Source organism: Pseudomonas crudilactis, from assembly GCF_013433315.1.
GTDB lineage: Bacteria > Pseudomonadota > Gammaproteobacteria > Pseudomonadales > Pseudomonadaceae > Aquipseudomonas > Aquipseudomonas crudilactis.
The window spans coordinates 62,076-82,168 of the sequence record NZ_WXVV01000019.1 but is presented as its reverse complement, the minus strand read 5'-3'; the positions used below and the strand labels follow the sequence as shown (position 1 = coordinate 82,168).

At 59.4% G+C, this 20,093-nt stretch carries 18 protein-coding genes; 17 read left to right on the top strand and 1 reads right to left on the bottom strand.

What is annotated here, in order from left to right:
* Positions 1–7: 7 nt before the first annotated feature.
* Positions 8–763: a DeoR/GlpR family transcriptional regulator gene (locus GTU76_RS20400; protein WP_016986643.1), complete on the top strand. Its 756-nt coding sequence runs from the start codon at positions 8–10 to the stop codon at positions 761–763.
* A gap of 244 nt (positions 764–1,007) precedes the next feature.
* Positions 1,008–2,543, top strand: coding sequence for a glycerol-3-phosphate dehydrogenase (glpD, locus tag GTU76_RS20395; protein WP_180699441.1), 1,536 nt, complete (start codon positions 1,008–1,010; stop codon positions 2,541–2,543).
* A 255-nt stretch (positions 2,544–2,798) separates the two neighbouring features.
* Here glpD and GTU76_RS20390 read toward each other — a convergent pair whose 3' ends face one another.
* Positions 2,799–3,686, bottom strand: a complete 888-nt coding sequence (locus tag GTU76_RS20390; RefSeq protein WP_026000712.1) for a LysR family transcriptional regulator — start codon at positions 3,684–3,686, stop codon at positions 2,799–2,801.
* Between the two features lie 105 nt (positions 3,687–3,791).
* On the opposite strand from GTU76_RS20390, the gene GTU76_RS20385 reads away from it, so the two are divergent.
* The 15 genes from GTU76_RS20385 to GTU76_RS20315 all read left to right on the top strand — a co-directional run bounded on the left by GTU76_RS20385 (position 3,792) and on the right by GTU76_RS20315 (position 20,028).
* Positions 3,792–5,159 (top strand): MFS transporter, encoded by a 1,368-nt coding sequence (locus GTU76_RS20385; protein ID WP_016986639.1) that lies wholly within the window; start codon positions 3,792–3,794, stop codon positions 5,157–5,159.
* Entirely contained in the window at positions 5,140–5,556 is a 417-nt protein-coding gene (locus tag GTU76_RS20380; RefSeq protein WP_016986638.1) for a hypothetical protein, read from the top strand. Before GTU76_RS20385 ends, GTU76_RS20380 begins: the two co-directional genes overlap by 20 nt.
* A complete protein-coding gene (locus tag GTU76_RS20375) occupies positions 5,553–6,485 on the top strand; it encodes a flavin reductase family protein (RefSeq protein WP_016986637.1) in 933 nt (310 codons plus the stop codon). Before GTU76_RS20380 ends, GTU76_RS20375 begins: the two co-directional genes overlap by 4 nt.
* Positions 6,486–6,499: 14 nt before the next feature.
* Entirely contained in the window at positions 6,500–7,798 is a 1,299-nt protein-coding gene (locus GTU76_RS20370; RefSeq protein ID WP_180699440.1) for a Rieske 2Fe-2S domain-containing protein, read from the top strand.
* Positions 7,779–8,264, top strand: a complete 486-nt coding sequence (locus GTU76_RS20365; RefSeq protein WP_016986635.1) for an aromatic-ring-hydroxylating dioxygenase subunit beta — start codon at positions 7,779–7,781, stop codon at positions 8,262–8,264. Before GTU76_RS20370 ends, GTU76_RS20365 begins: the two co-directional genes overlap by 20 nt.
* A gap of 20 nt (positions 8,265–8,284) precedes the next feature.
* Positions 8,285–9,994 carry an FAD-dependent oxidoreductase gene (locus GTU76_RS20360; RefSeq protein ID WP_016986634.1) on the top strand — a complete coding sequence of 570 codons (1,710 nt, stop codon included), beginning with the start codon at positions 8,285–8,287 and terminating at the stop codon, positions 9,992–9,994.
* A 30-nt stretch (positions 9,995–10,024) separates the two neighbouring features.
* Entirely contained in the window at positions 10,025–11,353 is a 1,329-nt protein-coding gene (locus GTU76_RS20355; RefSeq protein WP_016986633.1) for an amidase family protein, read from the top strand.
* Between the two features lie 149 nt (positions 11,354–11,502).
* The gene (mtr, locus tag GTU76_RS20350; protein WP_175553313.1) at positions 11,503–12,762 is read left to right on the top strand and encodes a tryptophan permease; all 1,260 of its coding nucleotides are present in this window, start codon (positions 11,503–11,505) and stop codon (positions 12,760–12,762) included.
* Positions 12,763–13,024: 262 nt separating this feature from the next.
* Positions 13,025–13,951 carry a glutamate/aspartate ABC transporter substrate-binding protein gene (locus tag GTU76_RS20345; protein WP_016986631.1) on the top strand — a complete coding sequence of 309 codons (927 nt, stop codon included), beginning with the start codon at positions 13,025–13,027 and terminating at the stop codon, positions 13,949–13,951.
* Positions 13,952–14,144: 193 nt separating this feature from the next.
* Positions 14,145–14,891 (top strand): amino acid ABC transporter permease, encoded by a 747-nt coding sequence (locus GTU76_RS20340; protein ID WP_016986630.1) that lies wholly within the window; start codon positions 14,145–14,147, stop codon positions 14,889–14,891.
* Positions 14,891–15,562, top strand: coding sequence for an amino acid ABC transporter permease (locus tag GTU76_RS20335; protein ID WP_003227756.1), 672 nt, complete (start codon positions 14,891–14,893; stop codon positions 15,560–15,562). The genes GTU76_RS20340 and GTU76_RS20335 overlap by 1 nt, the downstream gene beginning before the upstream one ends.
* Entirely contained in the window at positions 15,559–16,293 is a 735-nt protein-coding gene (locus GTU76_RS20330) for an amino acid ABC transporter ATP-binding protein (protein WP_007963947.1), read from the top strand. Before GTU76_RS20335 ends, GTU76_RS20330 begins: the two co-directional genes overlap by 4 nt.
* A 170-nt stretch (positions 16,294–16,463) precedes the next feature.
* The gene (aauS, locus tag GTU76_RS20325; RefSeq protein WP_016986629.1) at positions 16,464–18,365 is read left to right on the top strand and encodes a two-component sensor histidine kinase AauS; all 1,902 of its coding nucleotides are present in this window, start codon (positions 16,464–16,466) and stop codon (positions 18,363–18,365) included.
* Positions 18,362–19,690 carry a two-component response regulator AauR gene (aauR, locus tag GTU76_RS20320; protein ID WP_016986628.1) on the top strand — a complete coding sequence of 443 codons (1,329 nt, stop codon included), beginning with the start codon at positions 18,362–18,364 and terminating at the stop codon, positions 19,688–19,690. Before aauS ends, aauR begins: the two co-directional genes overlap by 4 nt.
* Complete coding sequence (locus tag GTU76_RS20315) at positions 19,690–20,028, top strand: GlpM family protein (protein WP_016986627.1); 339 nt, start codon at positions 19,690–19,692, stop codon at positions 20,026–20,028. Before aauR ends, GTU76_RS20315 begins: the two co-directional genes overlap by 1 nt.
* Positions 20,029–20,093: the final 65 nt, after the last annotated feature.

Below are 20,093 nucleotides of genomic sequence, written 5' to 3'. Positions count from 1 at the left end.
AAGCCCCATGAATCTGCCTCCCCGTCAGCAGCAAATCCTCGAACTGGTCCGCGAACGCGGCTATGTGAGCATCGAGGAAATGGCCACGCTGTTCGTTGTTACCCCGCAAACCATCCGCCGCGATATCAATCAGCTCGCGGAAGCCAATCTGCTCCGTCGCTACCATGGCGGCGCGGCCTATGATTCCAGCGTTGAAAACACTGCCTATGCGATGCGCGCCGATCAGATGCGCGATGAAAAACAACGCATCGGTGAAGCCATCGCCGCACAGATTCCCGATCACGCCTCGCTGTTTATCAATATCGGTACCACGACCGAATCGATTGCCCGCGCCCTGCTCAATCACAATCATCTGAAGATCATCACCAACAACCTGCACGTGGCGTCGATGCTCAGTGCCAAGGATGATTTCGATGTGCTGCTAACCGGTGGCAACGTGCGTCGTGATGGCGGTGTGGTCGGTCAGGCCAGTGTGGATTTCATCAATCAGTTCAAGGTTGATTTCGCCCTGGTCGGGATCAGCGGCATCGATGAAGACGGCAGTTTGCTGGATTTTGATTATCAGGAAGTGCGGGTTTCGCAGGCGATCATTGCCAATGCGCGGCAAGTGATTCTGGCGGCGGATTCGAGCAAGTTCGGGCGTAATGCGATGATTCGGTTAGGGCCGATCAGCCTGATTGATTGCCTGGTGACCGATCAGCAGCCGGTGCCGGCGCTGGCGCAGTTGTTGACTCAGCACAAGATTCGCCTGGAAGTCGTTTAACCCCCAAACATCAAAAGATCGCAGCCTTCGGCAGCTCCTACATGGGTTCATCTGACCTGTAGGAGCTGCCGAAGGCTGCGATCTTTTGCTTTAATGTTCGAAAATTTTCCTTTCTCTGCCCTTCGATGAGTTTTTTCAATCGAACGTGACTGGCTGTGCGCGTCTTTATGGGCTACCATTTTCGCAAATGAACATTCATGTTCGATTTCCAATATAGAAAATCAAAAGAACCCGAGGCCAGCCGATGTCCACCTCTACCTTGCGTACGCCCCCACTCTCCGAGATCTACGACCTCGCCGTTATTGGCGGCGGGATCAATGGCGTGGGGATCGCAGCGGATGCCGCCGGTCGCGGGCTTTCGGTGTTCCTTTGTGAAAAAGACGATCTGGCCAGCCACACCTCGTCGGCCAGCAGCAAACTGATCCACGGCGGCCTGCGCTACCTCGAGCATTACGAGTTCCGTCTGGTGCGTGAAGCGCTGGCCGAACGCGAAGTACTGCTGGCCAAGGCGCCGCACATCGTCAAACCGATGCGCTTCGTGCTGCCGCACCGTCCGCACCTGCGTCCGGCGTGGATGATCCGCGCAGGCCTGTTCCTCTATGACAACCTCGGCAAACGCGAAAAACTGCCAGGCTCGAAAAGTCTGAAGTTCGGCGCCGACAGCGCGCTGAAAAGCGAAATAAAGAATGGCTTCGAATACTCCGACTGCTGGGTCGACGACGCCCGCCTCGTGGTGCTCAACGCCATGGCCGCCCGCGAAAAAGGCGCCCACGTGCACACCCAGACCCGTTGCGTCAGCGCCCGTCGTGCCAAAGGCTTGTGGCACCTGAATCTGGAGCGCGCCGACGGCAGCCTGTTTTCGATCACCGCCAAAGCACTGGTGAACGCCGCCGGCCCATGGGTGGCCAAGTTCATCCGTGACGACCTGAAGATGGAATCGCCATACGGCATCCGTTTGATTCAGGGTAGCCACATCATCGTGCCGAAGCTGTACGAAGGTGATCATGCGCACATTCTGCAAAACGAAGATCAGCGCATCGTTTTCACCATTCCGTACCTGAATCACTTCACCCTGATCGGCACCACCGACCGCGAGTACACCGGCGATCCGGCGAAAGTCGCCATCACTGAAGGCGAAACCGATTACCTGTTGAAAGTAGTCAATGCTCACTTCAAAAAGCAGATCAGTCGCGACGACATCCAGCACAGCTATTCCGGTGTGCGTCCGCTGTGTAACGACGAATCCGACAATCCTTCGGCGGTGACCCGCGATTACACTCTGGCGTTGTCGGCTGGCGGCGAAGAAGCGCCATTGCTGTCAGTGTTCGGCGGCAAGCTGACTACCTACCGCAAACTGGCTGAATCGGCGATGGCGCAACTGATGCCGTTCTTCACGCAGATGCGCCCGAGCTGGACAGCTACAGCCACGCTGCCCGGTGGCGAAGACATGACCACCCCACAAGCCTTGTGCGCGCAGATTCGCGACAAGTTCGATTTCGTGCCGACGGAAATCGCGCGCCGCTGGGCCACCACCTACGGCAGCCGCACCTGGCGCATGCTTGAAGGCGTGGAAACCCTGGCCGACATGGGCGAACACCTGGGCGGCGGGCTTTACACCCGTGAGGTTGATTACCTGTGCAGCGAAGAGTGGGCGACCACTGCCCACGACATTCTGTGGCGCCGCAGCAAACTGGGCTTGTTCACCACCCCGGCGGAGCAGGAAAAACTGGCGGCTTATCTGGGCAAGGTTGAACAGAACCGCAAGATCGAAGCGGCCTGATCTTCGGATCAACGCTTAAACGAAAGCCCCTGAATTGTGAGATTCAGGGGCTTTTTGTTGTGCCAACAAGATCCAGCCCCCCCTCACCCCAGCCCTCTCCCCCCAAGGGGGGCGAGGGGGAAAGGGAGCCGATCGGGGCTTTTCCAATCCTGAGCTCGACTCGATATTTCAGGTCGGCGTCACTCGCAAGGACCACGCGATCAATTCCCCTCTCCCTCCGGGAGAGGGCTAGGGTGAGGGGCTTTTGGGCCGGCATCACTGCGCCAGGTGCAACAACAGAAAATCAATGAACGCCCGCGACTTGTGCGGCAGATGCGGGGTGTTGGGAAATACCACATTGATCGACTGCGAAGGCAGCGAATACTCCGGCAGCAAGCGCACCAGACGCCCGGCGGCAATGTCATCGGCCACCACCCATGCAGGCAGAACCGACACGCCCAGCGACGACAACGTCATCGAGCGAATGGCCGTCGACGAGTTCGATTCGAAGTGGCTGGTGCCGCCGACCTCAACGCCCTGCCCTTGCCCAAGGCGCAATGTCCACTGGGTCGGCGCCTGCAAATTGCTGTTGGCGATCCACGGCACGCTGTTCAGATCCTGCGGTTCCCGCACCGGATGCCGGGCGAGAAAGGCCTTGCTGGCGACCAGCACGATTTCATAATCGGCCAACTTGCGGCTCTTGAATGCCGAATCCGCCAAGTTGCCCAGACGAATCACCAAATCAAGCTTCTCCGCCACCAGATCATTCAATGAAGAGTTGAAGTTGTAGCACAGGCGAATTTCCGGATAACGCTCGGAGAACAGTGGAATCAACGGCAGAATATACTTTTCACCGTATTCACTGGTTGAACTAATCCGTAACTTTCCGGATACCCGATTATTACCCTTGAGGACATTATCAAAGGCATTGTCGATGTCCGCGACAATACCCTTGAACTCTTCATAAAACTCCTGACCTATTTCGGTCAGCGATATATTGCGGGTATTGCGGATCAACAGCGTCGCCGACAAAACTTCTTCCAGTGCCTTGACATGCAGGCTGGCCATGGCTTTGCTGATACTCAGATAATTCGCAGCCTTGGTGTAAGAACCAAAATCCACCACCGCAAGGAACGTCTGAACCCGATTAAGATGAGAATGCATGGCGCTGTGGCTCACTGTTAAATCCTGTCAAACATTGTTTTAAGCATAGTCGTATCGACACTTCAAGTCCATCGCCCCTATGCTGCGCGGCAAAGGGGATACAACATGAACTATCGCTATAAGATCGCGCTGATCTTTCTGATCGGCTTTTTTATTGACTGTATAAATATATTTATGTCGGCTGTGGCTTTGCCGAGTATATCGGCAACTTTGCAGGTCAGTACTTCATCGGTGGCGTGGGTCGCCAATGCTTATATTCTTGGCCTGACCCTGATTATTCCGGTCAGCACCTGGCTGGCCGGGCGTTTTGGCAGTCGCGAGATTCTCACCGCTTCGATGCTGGTGTTCACCGGCTCGGTGTGGATGTGCGGCATGGCCGACAGTTTCCACGAACTGGTGATCTGGCGGTTCGTTCAGGGCGTCGGTGGCGGACTGCTGATTCCGGTCGGTCAGGCGCTGACCTTCAATCTGTTTCAGGGCGAGCAACGGGCCAAGATCTCCACACTGGTGATGGCGGTCGCGCTGATTGCCCCGGCCATTTCGCCGACGGTCGGCGGCATCATCGTCGACAGCAGTTCCTGGCGCTGGGTGTTCTACAGCAACATTCCGTTCTCGCTGATCGCCGCCGGGCTGTCGTGGTTGTGGATCAAGGAAAGCAAACCAGCGGACCTGCCACGTCCGGACATCAAAGGCCTGCTGTTGGTCAGCGCCGCACTCGCCAGTCTGCTGATGGGCATGTCGCTGTACGGCGGCGACTACCCGGCGCTGGCCGCGTTGAGCTGTGTTGCGGCGGGCTTGCTGTTCATCGCGCTGTACCTGCTGCACTACCGCCGCTGCAACAACGCGATCATCGAATTGAGCCTGCTCAAGAGCAAGAAACTCAGCACCTCGATCCTCATCTATTACGCGATTCCCGGCGTGTTCACCGGGGTCAACCTGATGAGCATTTTCTTCCTGCAAAACACCCTGCACTTCAGCGCCCGGCTGACCGGGATGTTCATGATCCTCTACGCCATCGGCGCGTTCATTGCGATGACGATATGCGGCCGGGTCTACAACCGCGTCGGCGCCAAACGCCTGTTCACCCTCGGCATGCTGCTGCACAGCGCCGGCATCGCCACGCTGATGCTGGTCAACGCGCCGACGGACCTGTGGGTGATCGTCATCGCCTACAGCTTGATGGGCATCGGCGGAGGCATCGGCGCCAACACCGCGCAAACCACCTCGCTGATGGATTTCGCCGGTGGCGATACGCACAAGGCCAGCGTGATCTGGAACATCAATCGGCAGATGTCGTTCAGCCTCGGTGCCGCGTTGTTTCTGATGATCTTCAATGTGCTGCTCAAGCAGTTCGACACCACGCAGGCCTACCACGCGACGTTCGCGATTGCGGCACTGGTCGGGCTGTTCCCGCTGTTTCAGATGAGTCAATTGAACCCTCCAAAGGAATGCCATGAACAACAACCTGGTTGAACGAGCGCAACACAGTATTCACCACGTGCACGAACTGATTCACCGCGTCTTCACCGATGCCGACGGTGCCGGCGCAGACGCCATCGCCCCGCTGATGGCGGTGTTCGCCGAACACTTCAGCATGGTCACCACGTCGGCCGCCGTGGTCGGTCGGGCACAAGTCGAGCAACTGTTCAGCGGCGCCGTCGGTGCCCGCAAAGGTCTGGAGATTCTGATCAGCGACCTGCACACGGTCTGGCACGAAGGCTCGACCGTGGCCCTGCGCTACAAGGAAACCCATCGCCTGAATCAGAGCGAAACCTCGCGCCTGTCGGTGGCGATCCTTCGCGTCCAGCACCACGATGTCCAGTGGTTGTACCTGCACGAAACACCGTTGAGCCAGGAAAAACCTGCATGAAATTCACCGTCACCCACTGCCGGATGCTCTCGGCATCGATCAAGGAAGTCACCGTCAGCGGTCCGGCCTCCCTGTCGGACATGACCCATGCCGGTGCGCACTTCAAATGGCTGATTCCGGGGCTGGACGACTGTCGGCATTACTCGACGGTGCACGTGGACGAGATTGCGGATGGCCGGTTCACCTTCGCTATCCGCCTCTCGCCAGACTCCGTCAGTAGCCAGTACATCCGCACCTTGGCGGTCAATGACAGCGTGGAACTCGAAGGCCCGCTGAACACCTTCAACTATCCGCTCGACGCGGACAGCGGACGTGATATCGCGATTGCCGGTGGCATCGGCATCACGCCGCTGACCGGCATCCTGCGCCACCTCGACGCGTTGAACCGCCCTGCGCACCTGCATTACTTCGCCAAGAGCGCCGACGACGCGGTCTACGCCCGGCACCTGCAAGAACAGCTGCAAGAACGCCTGCAACTGCACCTCTCCGGCAGTCGCCCGGCGATCAGCGAAGTGCTTGCCGACCTGACCGCCGATGACCGTCTGTATGTCTGCGGCCCGGCGGCGATGCTCAGCGCGGTACTCAGCCACGCCGAAAGCGTTGGCCTGGCGCGGGAGCAGATCCATCTGGAAGTGTTCAACGTTGCCCGCGATGACGCCGCACAAGGCTTTGTCATCGAGGCAGCCGACTCTGGCGTCAGCGTCACCGTCAGCGCTGAGCAATCGCTGCTCGAAGCCCTCGAAGCGGCCGGACTCGACCCCCTCTACGACTGCCGTCGCGGTGAATGCGGAGTCTGTGCGCTGGACGTACTGGAAGGCGAAGTCGACCACCGCGATTTCATCATGAGCGAACAGGAAGCTGCCTGCAGCGCACGAATCTACCCCTGCGTTTCACGGGCGAAAAGCCCGCGCCTGAAACTGGCGATCTGAGAGAGGACACCCCGTTGGACAACTATTTCAATGGCAGAGAAGTGCATAAATCTCTGTTCCTTGATCAGGCGCTTTTCGAACAGGAACAGCAGCGCGTATTTGCCGCGAGCTGGTGCTACCTGGGTCATGACAGCCTGATCCCCGAGACCGGTGACTACTTCACCACCACCCTCGCCCAACAGCCGCTGGCGATGGTGCGGCAGAAGAATGGCGCCATCGTCGTCCTGCACAACCGCTGCCCGCACAAAGGCGTGAAAGTGCTGGCCGAAGCCCGCGGCAATGTCGGCCGCTTCATGCGTTGCCCGTATCACGCCTGGACGTTCAAGACTGACGGCGAACTGCTGAGCATTCCGGTGAAAAAGGAATACGACGACTGCGACCTCAGCAGTTGTTCTGCGCACAAAGGCATGCGCCCGGTGAACGCGGTGCACAACTATCGCGGCTTCGTCTTTGTTCGTTTGACGGAAGAAGGCATCGGCTTCGAGGCGTTTTTTGGTGAGTCGCTGTCGACCCTTGACAACATGGTCATGCGCTCGCCGCAGGGTCAGTTGAAAGTGATCGGCCAGCCACTGCTGCACCGCCATCGCTGCAACTGGAAAATGGTCGTCGACAACCAGACCGACACCTGCCACCCGATGATCGCCCACGAGTCCTCGGCCGGCGAAGCCATCCGCCTGTGGCAGGAAACCGGTGATCAGGGCAAGCCACCGATGGCCGTCGAACTGTTCTCGCCGTTCATGGCCTCCTACGAGTTTTTCGCCGGCATGGGCATTCGGGTCTGGCCCAATGGCCATGGGCACACCGGGGTGAGTAATTCGATCCACAAGGCCTACACCGACATCCCCGGTTACTGGGACTTGATGGTCGAAAGCTACGGTGAAGAGCAGGCCCGGGCGATCCTCGACGACACCCGCCACAACACCGTGTATTTCCCCAACCTGATGGTCAAGGGACCGATCCAGACCTTGCGCGTGATCAAACCGGTCAGCGCCCGCGAAACCATCGTCGAGTCGTGGATCTTCGAACTGCAAGGTGCGCCCGTGCAGTTGCTGGAAAGAACCGTGCAGTACAACAACCTGATCAACTCGCCGTGCTCGATGGTCGCCCACGACGACGTGGAAATGTACGAACGGGCCATGGAAGGCCTGGGCAGCGACGCCAACGAATGGGTCAACGTCGCCCGCCTGTTCAGCCCGAACGAATCCTATGCGCAGACCCAAGTGGTGTCCGGCACCAGCGAAATGGCCATGCGTAATTTCTATAACAGTTGGCAGCACTTGATGCGGGACGACCATGCAACACGACCAATCTAATCACCACGCCATCGAGCAACTGATCGAGACCGAACTGCACTTGCTCGACCAGCAGGATTTCGACGCCTGGCAACAGCTGCTCAGCGATGACTACCACTACTGGATTCCCAGGACCCGTGAGCAGGTCAGCCCGTTGCACGAATCGTCGCTGGTGTATGAAGACCGCTTTCTGACCACGCTGCGGATCAACCGCCTGGCCAACGCACGCAACTTTTCCCAGCAACCGAAGAGTCGCAGCCTGCACATCGCCCAGCGCCCGCACATCACCCTCGACGCGGCCTCGTTCAGCGCCTTCGCCAGCTCGAACATGCTCTATTGCGAAGCGCGCGGCGACAACGAATGGCACTACCCGGTAACCGTTGAACATCAACTGATCAACATCGATGGCACGTGGAAAATTCACGGCAAGAAGATCCTGTTGCTCAACCCCGCACGCGCCCTTGAAAGCCTGCAGCTCATTATCTGATCGATCGAGAATTCCCCCCTGTGAAGCCTATTCCCCATGATTGCAGTCAGGCGTCCGCGTGCCTGTCTTTTCCCTACGTCGATCTGCTGTATGACTACGGCCAGTTCCTGCGCAGTGCCGATGAAGCCATCGGTTACCTGCCGGCGGAAACCGCCGAGAAACACATCGGCATCGTTGGCGCAGGCCTCAGCGGGCTGGTCGCCGCTTACGAATTGCTGCGCGCCGGTGCGCGTCGCGTGACGTTGTTTGAAGCCGAACCTGAGCATGTCGGCGGGCGCCTGCTGACCCAATGTTTTGACGAAGAGCAGCCGCAATTCATTGCCGAAATGGGCGCCATGCGCTTTCCGCCGAGTGAGGTCGGGCTGTTTCACTACCTCAATCGTTTCGGCATCCAGACCACCGAAGCATTTCCCGACCCGGGCGTCGTCGACACCGAAATCCACTACCGTGGCGAGGCCCATCACTGGGCAGCCATGCAGCCGCCGCCGGCGTTGTTCAGCACCGTGCACCAGGGCTGGATCGCCTTTCTCAGCGAAGGCGTGACCCTTGATGACGGCACATGCCTGGCACCGCCACTGCTGATCACCGAATTGCTCAAGCAGCACAATTACTGCGAAGTGCAGCCCGAGTGGCAACGCTATCTGGACTGCTTCGGTGACAGCTCGTTTTACTCGGCGATGGTGCGCATCTTCACCGGCAAAAAACCGCCGGGTGGCAAACCGTGGCGCAAGCCCGAAGACTTCCACCTGTTTGGCTCGCTGGGCATTGGCTCCGGCGGTTTCCAGTCGGTGTACCGCGCCTCGTTCACCGAGATCCTGCGCCTGGTGGTGAATGCGCTGGAGGTCAATCAGCGTCTGGTGCCCAACGGTATTTCCTCGCTGGCCGAACGGATTGCCGAGACCGAGTTCAACGGTATTCAGGTGCGCGACATGATTTGCCGCACGCGCATCGAATCGATCAACAAAGGGGCGAAGGGCGAAATTCTGCTCGCTGGCAGCAACGGCGAAACCTATGCCTGCGACCGCGTCATCACCACCACCACGACCCGCGCCCTGCAAGTGAACCTCAAGCTCACGCAGAACCAGGCCTTCGTCAGTCGCGACGTCGCGCGGGCGATCAATGAAACGCACATGGTCGGCTCATCCAAGCTGTTCATCCTGACCAAGGACAAGTTCTGGCTCAAACATGGCCTGGCGCACAACATCCAGACCGACACCCTGGTCAAGGGCGTGTATTGCCTCGACTACGCACCGCACGATGCGGATTCCTGGGGCGTGGTGCTGATCAGTTACACCTGGGAAGACGACTCGCACAAGATGGTTTCGATGACCGACAAGGTGCAGCGCTGCCTGCGGCTGGTCGACGAGTTGGCGATGAGCGCCCCGGAGTTTGCCAGCCATCTGCTCCCGCTCAATGGCGACTACCAGCGCTACGTTCTGGAATACGACTGGCTGACCGACAAGCATGCGTTGGGCGCTTTCAAGCTGAATTTCCCCGGCGACGATATTTACTCCGAGCGCCTGTTCTATCAGTTCCGCACCGCACTCGATCCGCAACAGGACACCGGTTTATACCTGGCCGGTTGCGGCGCCTCGTTCACTGGCGGCTGGGCCGAAGGCGCGATTCAAACCGCGCTGAATGGTGCGTGCGCGGTGATCAGCAGTCTGGGCGGCGACCTGATTGCCGGCAACCCGCTCGACGACCTGCACTCGCAGTACCGCTACTGCTGACCCAGTCCCTTTCCACGCCGAGAATCATCCATGTACAGCCAGCTTTCAATTGAACAGCTCGTCAACGGCTTTCGCAGTGGTCAACACTGCCCGGACACCTGGCAGCACGCCCTGCGCGAGCGTCATGTGCAGATGCAGCACCTGAACAGTTTCATCACTTTCGACCCGTCAGCGTTCAAGGCAAATGCCGCCGAACGCGAGAGCGCGCTGTATGGCCTGCCGGTGTCGTTCAAGGACAACATCAACGTCAGCGGCATGCCGACCACCGCCGGCACCCCCGGCCTGGCCGACTATGTGCCGCAGTTCGATGCCGGCATCGTCGAGCGCTTTCGGCAATTGGGCGCGCAGATTGTCGGCAAGAACAACATGCACGAATTGTCGTTCGGCGTGACCTCGGCCAACCATTCTCATGGCGCCGTGATCAACCCCGCCAACGAACGCTACAGTGCCGGCGGCAGCAGCGGTGGTTGCGCAGCGGCCGTCGCCGCCGGGCTGGTGCCCTGCGCAGTCGGCACCGACACCGGCGGTTCGGTGCGGATACCGGCGGCGTTCTGCGGCACCGTCGGGTTTCGCCCGACCACCGGCGTGTATCCGGTCGACGGCATCGTCCCGGTGTCACAAACCAAAGACACCCCCGGCCTGCTGACCCGCACCGTGGAAGACTGTCAGTTCGTTCACGCGCAACTGACCGGCAGCCTGCATCAGCCTGAAACCAGGCCGTTGCGCATTGGCATTCCCGAGCGTTTTCTCTGGGCCGACCTCGCCGACAATGTGCAGCGAGATTGCCGCGCGGCCGTCGATGGCCTGGCCGATCGCGGAATGATCATTGTGCCGGTCGACGATGCAATGATTGGCGAGATCAACGAGAGCATCCAGTTTCCGCTGCCGATCTATGAGTTCTTTATCGACTTTCCACGCTTCCTGATGAAAGCCGGGCGCGGCGAACAGTTCCTCGACATCCTCGCGCAAATTCGCGATCCGGCGATCAAGAAAATCCTCACTGCGCAACTGGAAAGTCCGGCGATTTCCTACACGGATTACGTGCAGGCATTGATGAGCAAACTGCGTCTGGAGAAGGAATACCGCGCCCTCTTCAGCCACCATCAACTGGATCTGCTGGCTTACCCGACAGTGACTTGCAGCGCGCCACTGCTCAGCGCTTGCGCGGATGAGAGCAACTTCGAAACCTTCGTGCGCAACACCGACCCGGCGAGCAACCTGGCGGCGCCGAGTATCAGCGTTCCGGTGGCGGCGGCGGGTGAGTTGCCAGTGGGTTTGTCGTTCGATGCGTTGCCCGGGCAGGACAGCTTTTTGCTGGCGAATGTGCGGCATCTGACGCACCTGCTCAACATCGGTTAACCACGATCCCTGTGGGAGCGAGCCTGCTCGCGAAGGCGTCGTGTCAGTCGACATCAGCTTTGTCTGCCACACCGCTATCGCGAGCAGACTCGCTCTCACAAGGGCTCTGAGTCGATGCACCTACAACAATTCAGATTGCAGGCCTTGCCATGCGCGTCACCTCAATATCCTCCATTCCCGCGGTCGAACGCTCGCCGTCGATCCTCGGCGGCGCCATGATCATCGGCGGTACCATCGTCGGTGCCGGCATGTTCTCGCTGCCAGTGGTCATGTCCGGGCTGTGGTTCTACGGCTCGGTCGCCGTGCTGCTGTTCGCCTGGTTCTGCACCTTGCACTCGGGCCTGATGATCCTCGAAGCCAACCTGAACTACCGTGAAGGCGCGAGTTTTTCCACCATCACCCGGGATCTGCTCGGCCGTCACTGGAGCCGGATCAATGGCTTGAGCATCGTGTTCGTGCTCTACATCCTGACCTACGCGTACATTTCGGCCAGCGGTTCGGTGATTCATCACACAGCACAATCACTCGGATTTGCACTGTCGTCGCGAGCCGGCGGTTTGTATTTCACCCTGGTGGTGGCGTTCATCGTCTGGCTCAGCACCACGGCGGTGAGCCGCATGACCACGCTGGTGTTCGGGGCAAAAATCCTCGCGTTCTTTCTGACCTTCGGCGGCCTGCTCGGGCATGTGCAAGGCCCCACACTGTTCAACCTTGATGCCGCGGACAGCCATTACTGGCCTTATCTGCTGGTGACCCTACCCTTCTGCCTGACCTCGTTCGGTTTTCACGGCAACGTGCCGAGCCTGATGAAGCATTACGGCAAGGACCCGCAGCGGATCCGTGCCTGTCTGCTCGGTGGCACCCTGCTTGCGCTGGCTCTGTACCTGGTATGGATGCTGTGCAGCATGGGCAATATTCCCCGCGACACGTTCAAGGACATCGCTCAGCGCGGTGGCAACATCGATGTGCTGATCAGCGCGCTGGGTTCACGACTCAACAGCGCCAACGTCGATCTGCTGCTGACGTTTTTCTCCAATTTCGCAGTAGCCTGTTCGTTTCTCGGGGTGACCCTTGGCCTGTTCGATTACCTGGCCGATGTGCTGGGTTTCGATGACAGCCCCCTCGGTCGCTTGCAAACCGCCGTCGTGACCTTCGTGCCGCCGATGCTTTGCGGCTTTCTCTGGCCGGAAGGCTTTCTGCATGCCATCGGCTTTGCCGGTCTGGCGGCGACGTTGTGGGCGGTGATCACCCCGGCGCTGCTGGCACGCGCTTCGCGCAAACGCTTTGGCAGCCCGCGCTATCGCGTGTGGGGCGGCACGCCGATGATCGCGCTGGTGCTGTTTTTCGGAGTGCTTTGCGCGGTGTCCCATTTATTGTTCGTATTTGATTGTTTGCCGGTGTGGCGCTGAAGCATCGTGTTCGGTTTTCCGAATGCGACTTCACGGTCGATTCGGTTAACCGGATCAATCAGGGAGGAAAATACCGCCACAAAACTTTAATAACGTTATAAATCACCAGGTTAGCTATAAGCGACTGGTCTGGCACGAGTCATGCTCTACACTCTCTCGACGAATGCCTGTTGCGCCAACACTTCAGGAGCCGTCAGGCATTCGAAGCACAAAAGGGCCGACAAACTGGCTCCATAAAAAAAACAATGTCGAGGAAAATTTGATGCGCATCGTTCCCCATATCCTGGGCGCAGCCATTGCTGCCGCTCTGATCAGCACGCCAGTTTTCGCCGCCGAACTCACCGGCACCCTGAAGAAGATCAACGATTCGGGCACCATCACGCTCGCTCACCGCGACAGCTCCATTCCGTTTTCCTACATTGCCGATGCTTCCGGCAAGCCAGTGGGCTACTCCCACGACATTCAAGTGGCCATCGTTGAAGCCCTGAAAAAAGACCTGAACAAGCCAGACCTGCAGGTCAAATACAACCTGGTGACCTCGCAAACCCGTATCCCGCTGATCCAGAACGGCACCGCGGATATCGAGTGCGGCTCGACCACCAACAACGCCGAACGCGCCCAGCAAGTCGACTTCACCGTCAACATCTTCGAAATCGGCACCCGTCTGCTGGTCAAGAAAGACAAGGATGGCAAGCCGTCCTACGCTGACTTTGCCGACCTCAAAGGCAAAAACGTCGTGACCACGGCTGGCACCACGTCCGAGCGCATCATCAAAGCGATGAACGCCGACAAGCAGATGGGCATGAACATCATCTCCGCCAAAGACCACGGCGAATCCTTCAACATGCTGGAAAGCGGTCGCGCCGTTGCCTTCATGATGGACGACGCCCTGCTGGCCGGCGAAGAAGCCAAGGCCAAAAAGCCGACTGACTGGATCATCACCGGTACGCCACAGTCGTTCGAAGCCTACGCGTGCATGGTTCGCAAAGACGATCCGGCCTTCAAGAAGGCTGTCGATGACGCCATCGTCGCCCTGTACAAGTCTGGCGAGATCAACAAGATCTACAGCAAGTGGTTCGAGAGCCCGATTCCACCAAAAGGCCTGAACCTGAACTTCCCGATGAGCGACAAGGTAAAAGATCTGATCGCCACCCCGAGCGACAAGCCGGCGCCTGACGTAAAAATCTGATTCCTGACTAACCTTACTGCCTGAGGGGGCGACCCTCCCTCAGGCGTCTGTTACTACCTGCGGGCTTTACTGTGGAACACTCGACCTGGCGGTTTTCGAGCCGATCGCGTGTGCCTGACGTTCAACGTCAGGCGGGAAAGGATCTTCCCCAAGCGGGTGCTTGTACATCGATCGATCTCGAGGGGAGACCCTAATGAATTACAACTGGGACTGGGGCGTGTTCTTCAAGTCCACCGGCGTCGGCAGCGAGACTTATCTCGACTGGTACGTCACCGGTTTGGGCTGGACCATTGCCATCGCCATCGTGGCCTGGATCATCGCTTTGCTGCTGGGCTCCATTCTGGGGGTCATGCGCACGGTGCCGAACCGCATCGTATCGGGCATCGCCACCTGCTACGTCGAGCTGTTTCGCAACGTGCCGCTGCTGGTTCAGCTGTTCATCTGGTACTTCCTGGTACCCGACCTGCTGCCGCAAAACCTGCAGGACTGGTACAAACAGGATCTCAACCCGACCACCTCGGCTTACCTCAGCGTTGTCGTCTGCCTGGGCCTGTTCACCGCCGCCCGCGTCTGTGAACAAGTGCGCACCGGCATCCAGGCGTTGCCACGCGGCCAGGAATCCGCCGCTCGCGCCATGGGTTTCAAGCTGCCGCAGATCTACTGGAACGTGCTGTTGCCCCAGGCCTACCGCATCATCATTCCACCGCTCACCTCGGAATTCCTCAACGTCTTCAAGAACTCCTCCGTGGCGTCCTTGATCGGTTTGATGGAATTGCTGGCGCAAACCAAACAGACCGCTGAGTTCTCGGCCAACCTGTTTGAAGCCTTCACCCTGGCCACGCTGATCTACTTCACCCTGAACATGAGCCTGATGTTGCTGATGCGCATGGTCGAGAAGAAAGTCGCAGTGCCCGGCCTGATCTCCGTGGGGGGTAAATAATGGACTTCGATTTCAGCGGCATTATCCCCGCCATCCCGGGCCTGTGGAACGGCATGGTCATGACCTTGCAGTTGATGGTCATGGGCGTGGTCGGCGGCATCGTGCTGGGGACGATCCTCGCGCTGATGCGCCTGTCGTCGAGCAAACTGCTGTCGCGGGTGGCCGGCGCCTATGTGAACTACTTCCGTTCGATCCCGCTGCTGCTGGTGATCACCTGGTTCTATCTGGCGGTGCCGTTCGTGCTGCGCTGGATCACCGGCGAAGACACGCCGATCGGTGCGTTCACCTCCTGCGTCGTGGCGTTCATGATGTTCGAGGCGGCGTACTTCTGCGAAATCGTCCGGGCCGGTGTGCAGTCGATCCCCAAAGGTCAGATGGCCGCCGCACAGGCGATGGGCATGACCTATGGCCAGACCATGCGCCTGATCATCCTGCCCCAGGCGTTCCGCAAGATGACGCCGTTGCTGCTGCAACAGTCGATCATCCTGTTCCAGGACACCTCGCTGGTTTACACCGTGGGCCTGGTGGACTTCCTCAACTCCGCCCGCTCCAGCGGCGACATCATCGGTCGTTCCAACGAGTTCCTGATCTTCGCCGGTGTCGTCTACTTCATCATCAGCTTTTCCGCCTCGCTGCTGGTCAAGCGTCTGCAAAAAAGGTTCGCCGTATGATCTCTATCAAGAACATCAACAAGTGGTATGGGGACTTCCAGGTGCTGACTGATTGCAGCACCGAGGTCAAAAAAGGCGAAGTGATCGTGGTCTGCGGCCCGTCGGGTTCCGGCAAATCGACCCTGATCAAATGCGTCAACGCGCTGGAGCCGTTCCAGAAAGGCGACATCGTCGTCGACGGCACCTCGATTGCCGACTCGAAGACCAACCTGCCGAAACTGCGTTCGCGCGTCGGCATGGTATTCCAGCACTTCGAACTCTTCCCGCACCTGACCATCACCGAAAACCTGACCATCGCGCAGATCAAGGTGTTGGGCCGCAGCAAGGAAGAGGCGACCAAAAAAGGTCTACAACTGCTCGAGCGCGTCGGTCTGTCGGCGCACGCCCACAAGCATCCGGGGCAACTCTCCGGTGGCCAGCAACAGCGTGTGGCGATTGCCCGGGCGCTGGCGATGGACCCGATCGTCATGCTGTTCGACGAACCGACTTCGGCGCTTGACCCGGAGATGGTCAACGAAGTGCTCGACGTGATGGTGCAACTGGCCCACGAAGGCATGACCATGATGTGCGTGACCCACGAAATGGGCTTCGCCCGCAAAGTGGCCGACCGCGTAATCTTCATGGACGCCGGCAAGATCATCGAAGACTGCCCGAAAGAGGAATTCTTCGGCGATATCAGCGCCCGCTCCGAACGCGCGCAGCACTTCCTCGAGAAAATCCTGCAGCACTAAAACCGAGTACTTGCGCCATCACACTGATCCCTGTGGGAGCGAGCTTGCTCGCGAAAGCGGACTGACATTCAACATCAATGTTGACTGATCCAACCTCTTCGCGAGCAAGCTCGCTCCCACAGGGGCAGCGGTGAGCCTGCAAGTGTGGTGGTTGACCCAAGGCAACTGTGATGAAATGCGACCCCAATCTCTATCGCGCCGCGCCGCCATCACTTGCCGTGAAGCCTCGTCTGATTCGTCATTTGTTCCTGCCGCCGCTGGTCATCATCCTGATGATCGGCTTGGGTTTTATCGGCTTCTGGACCAGTGAGCATTTCGGCATTCGCAGCCTCGGCGAAAACGGCCAGCGTCAGCTGGAACTGCATGCCCGCGCGGTCGAAAGCGAGATCAGCAAATACACCTACCTGCCTAGCCTGCTGGAACTCGAAACGAGTGTGTCGCAGTTGCTGGCCGACCCGACTCCGGAATACCGGGAAACGGTCAACGCTTACCTCGAAGGCCTGAACCGGCGCAGTCGCAGTCGGGCCATCTACGTCATGGACACCACCGGCCGCGTCATGGCCACCAGCAACTGGCGCGATGTCGACAGTTACCTCGGTGAAGACCTGTCCTTCCGCGCCTATTTTCAGAAAGCCGTACGCGGCGAACCCGGGCGTTTCTATGGCATCGGCAGCACCAACGGCGAACCCGGTTACTACCTCGCCCACGGCCTCGAAGAGCACGGCAAGATCATCGGCGTCGCCGTGGTCAAAGTGCGTCTGGAAGCCATGGAAGAACGTTGGCAACGGGCGCGCCTGGAAGCCTTCGTCAGCGATGAAAACGGCATCATCATTCTCTCCAGCGACCCGGCCCGGCGCCTGAAAGCAGTGATTCCCTTGAGTGAAGCCACCAAGGAAAAACTCGCCCGCAGCCTGCAGTACTACTGGTTCCCGCTCAACGAACTGCAACCGTTGGCTCGCGAAACCTTGTCCGAAGGCGTGGAGAAACTCACCTTCCCGGCCAACAGCGAAGTGCAGTCCGGCGAGGATGACATCAGCTATCTGGCGCAGACCCGACCGCTGAGCGACACACCGTGGAATTTCACTCTGCTCACACCATTGCAGGACCTGCGCCGCGAAGCCATCAACCAGGGAATTCTCGTCGCCGTCGCATTCGCGTTGGTGGCCTTCCTGCTGATCGCCTGGAACGAGCGGCGCAAGGTCATCGCCACTCGCCTCGCCGCCCGCGAAGCCTTGCAGGAAGCCAACAATCAACTGGAGCGTCGGATTACCGAACGCACCACTGATCTGCGCGCCAGTAATGATCGGTTGAAAAGTCAGATACGCGAGCGCCGTCAGGCCGAAGAGACCTTGCGTCGTGCCCAGGATGAACTGGTCCAGGCCGGAAAACTCGCAGCCATCGGGCAGATGTCGACCAGCATTGCCCATGAATTGAACCAGCCGCTGGCCGCGATGCGCACGCTGTCGGGCAACACCATACGCTTCCTCGAACGCGGTCAGCTCGACGTCGCCAGCACCAACCTGAAGACTATCAATGACCTGATCGACCGCATGGGCCGGATCACCGCCAGCCTGCGCTCGTTCGCCCGCCGTGGGGACGATCAGGGCCAGGCCAGTCTTGGCAAAGCGGTCGATGCCGCGTTGCAAGTGCTCGGCGCGCGGGTGGAAACCTCGGGGCTGGACGTGCATCGTCAGTTCGTCGACGTACAGGTGCAGATCGACCAGACCCGCCTCGAACAGATTCTGGTCAACCTGATCGGCAACGCCCTCGACGCCATGCAGGCGCAACCACAGCCCGAACTGTGGCTGGAGGGCGAAGAGTTCAACGCCAAGTATCGCCTGCGCGTACGCGACAACGGCCACGGCATCGACGCCGAAGCGCGCAAGCATCTGTTCGAACCGTTCTTCACCACCAAGCCCGGCGAACAAGGCCTGGGCCTGGGCCTGACCCTTTCCGCCAGCCTCGCGGCCGCCACCGGCGGGCATCTGGGTGTCGAACACCCGGCCAGCGGTGGCACCACCTTCGTCCTCAGTTTACCGTTGGTAAGCCCTACTCCTGCCGAGCCAATATGAACCACGACCTTAGTGTGCTGATCGTCGAAGACGACCCCCATGTGCTGCTCGGTTGCCAGCAGGCGCTGACCCTGGAAGACATTCCCTGCGTCGGCGTCGGCAGTGCCGAGGAAGCGCTGGAGCGTGTCGGCGACAATTTTGCCGGCATCGTCATCAGCGACATTCGCTTGCCGGGCATCGATGGCCTGGAACTGCTGACCCGCCTCAAGCAGCGCGATCGCAGCCTGCCGGTGGTGTTGATCACCGGCCACGGCGACATTTCCATGGCCGTGGGCGCGATGCAGAAAGGCGCTTATGACTTCATGGAAAAACCATTCTCGCCGGAACGTCTGGTCGACGTCGCGCGTCGGGCGCTGGAGCAACGCAGCCTCGCCCGCGAAGTGTCGTCGCTGCGTCGGCAACTGGCCGAACGAGATTCCCTCGAAGGACGGATCATCGGTCGCTCGCCGGCGATGCAGAACCTGCGTGAACTGATCGCCAACGTCGCCGATACCTCGGCCAACGTGTTGATCGAAGGCGAGACCGGCACCGGTAAGGAACTGGTCGCCCGTTGCCTGCACGACTTCAGTCGCCGCCACAGCAAACAATTTGTTGCGCTGAACTGCGGCGGCCTGCCGGAAAACCTCTTCGAAAGCGAGATCTTCGGCCATGAGGCCAACGCCTTCACCGGCGCCGGTAAACGCCGGATCGGCAAGATCGAACACGCTGATGGCGGCACATTGTTCCTCGATGAAGTGGAGAGCATGCCGCTGCCGTTGCAGATCAAACTGCTGCGTGTGTTGCAGGAACGTACCCTCGAACGCCTCGGCTCGAACCAGAGCGTGGCGGTGGATTGCCGAGTGATCGCGGCGACCAAGTCCGACCTCGACGAAGCGAGCAAGGCCGGCGAATTTCGCAGCGACTTGTACTACCGCCTCAACGTGGTGACCCTGGAATTGCCGCCACTGCGCGAGCGCCGTGAAGACATCCTGCAACTGTTCGAACACTTCACCCAACAGTCAGCCCTGCGCTTCGACCGCGCACTGCCGGAACTGGACAACCAGACCCTGTCGAACCTGATGAGCCACGACTGGCCGGGCAACGTGCGTGAACTGCGCAACGTTGCCGAACGTTTTGCCCTCGGTCTGCCGGCGTTCAAAAAGTCCGGCGCCGGCAGCGCTGGCCAAGGCCTGGCGTTTGCCGAAGCGGTGGAAGCGTTCGAACGCAACCTGCTCAGCGACGCCCTGCAACGCAGCGGTGGCAACCTGACTCAGGCGAGTCTTGAGCTGGGCATGGCCAAGACCACGCTGTTCGACAAAGTGAAAAAGTACGGGTTGAGCCACTGATGGATCTGTTTTTCAAAGCCCTGTTGGGCGCCGCGGTAGTACTGATCATCGCGGCGCTGTCGAAAACCAGAAACTATTACATCGCCGGGCTGGTGCCGCTGTTTCCGACGTTTGCGCTGATTGCGCATTACATCGTCGGCAAGGGGCGTTCGATTGAGGATTTGAAGACCACGATCGTGTTCGGCATGTGGTCGATCATTCCGTACTTTGTGTATCTGGCGACGTTGTATGTGATGGTGGATCGGTTGCGGCTGGAGGCTTCGCTCGCCGTCGCGGCGGTGGCCTGGTTGATGGCTGCCACTGTTTTGGTGACTGTTTGGGTGCGCATCCACAGCTAAGTGCAAAAGCCACCCTCATCGGAACGCCGCCCGCCCAGCCCTCTCCCGGAGGGAGAGGGGGCCGA

What these genes read in the sequence shown, in the direction of transcription:
- GTU76_RS20335 (WP_003227756.1), top strand. Translation starts at nt 14,891, where the DNA reads ATGGACTTCGATTTCAGCGGCATTATCCCCGCCATCCCGGGCCTGTGG.
- GTU76_RS20375 (WP_016986637.1), top strand. Translation starts at nt 5,553, where the DNA reads ATGAAATTCACCGTCACCCACTGCCGGATGCTCTCGGCATCGATCAAG.
- GTU76_RS20340 (WP_016986630.1), top strand. Translation starts at nt 14,145, where the DNA reads ATGAATTACAACTGGGACTGGGGCGTGTTCTTCAAGTCCACCGGCGTC.
- aauR (WP_016986628.1), top strand. Translation starts at nt 18,362, where the DNA reads ATGAACCACGACCTTAGTGTGCTGATCGTCGAAGACGACCCCCATGTG.
- aauS (WP_016986629.1), top strand. Translation starts at nt 16,464, where the DNA reads ATGAAATGCGACCCCAATCTCTATCGCGCCGCGCCGCCATCACTTGCC.
- GTU76_RS20385 (WP_016986639.1), top strand. Translation starts at nt 3,792, where the DNA reads ATGAACTATCGCTATAAGATCGCGCTGATCTTTCTGATCGGCTTTTTT.
- GTU76_RS20400 (WP_016986643.1), top strand. Translation starts at nt 8, where the DNA reads ATGAATCTGCCTCCCCGTCAGCAGCAAATCCTCGAACTGGTCCGCGAA.
- GTU76_RS20345 (WP_016986631.1), top strand. Translation starts at nt 13,025, where the DNA reads ATGCGCATCGTTCCCCATATCCTGGGCGCAGCCATTGCTGCCGCTCTG.
- GTU76_RS20315 (WP_016986627.1), top strand. Translation starts at nt 19,690, where the DNA reads ATGGATCTGTTTTTCAAAGCCCTGTTGGGCGCCGCGGTAGTACTGATC.
- mtr (WP_175553313.1), top strand. Translation starts at nt 11,503, where the DNA reads ATGCGCGTCACCTCAATATCCTCCATTCCCGCGGTCGAACGCTCGCCG.
- glpD (WP_180699441.1), top strand. Translation starts at nt 1,008, where the DNA reads ATGTCCACCTCTACCTTGCGTACGCCCCCACTCTCCGAGATCTACGAC.
- GTU76_RS20330 (WP_007963947.1), top strand. Translation starts at nt 15,559, where the DNA reads ATGATCTCTATCAAGAACATCAACAAGTGGTATGGGGACTTCCAGGTG.
- GTU76_RS20380 (WP_016986638.1), top strand. Translation starts at nt 5,140, where the DNA reads ATGAACAACAACCTGGTTGAACGAGCGCAACACAGTATTCACCACGTG.
- GTU76_RS20365 (WP_016986635.1), top strand. Translation starts at nt 7,779, where the DNA reads ATGCAACACGACCAATCTAATCACCACGCCATCGAGCAACTGATCGAG.
- GTU76_RS20355 (WP_016986633.1), top strand. Translation starts at nt 10,025, where the DNA reads ATGTACAGCCAGCTTTCAATTGAACAGCTCGTCAACGGCTTTCGCAGT.
- GTU76_RS20390 (WP_026000712.1), bottom strand. Translation starts at nt 3,686, where the DNA reads ATGCATTCTCATCTTAATCGGGTTCAGACGTTCCTTGCGGTGGTGGAT.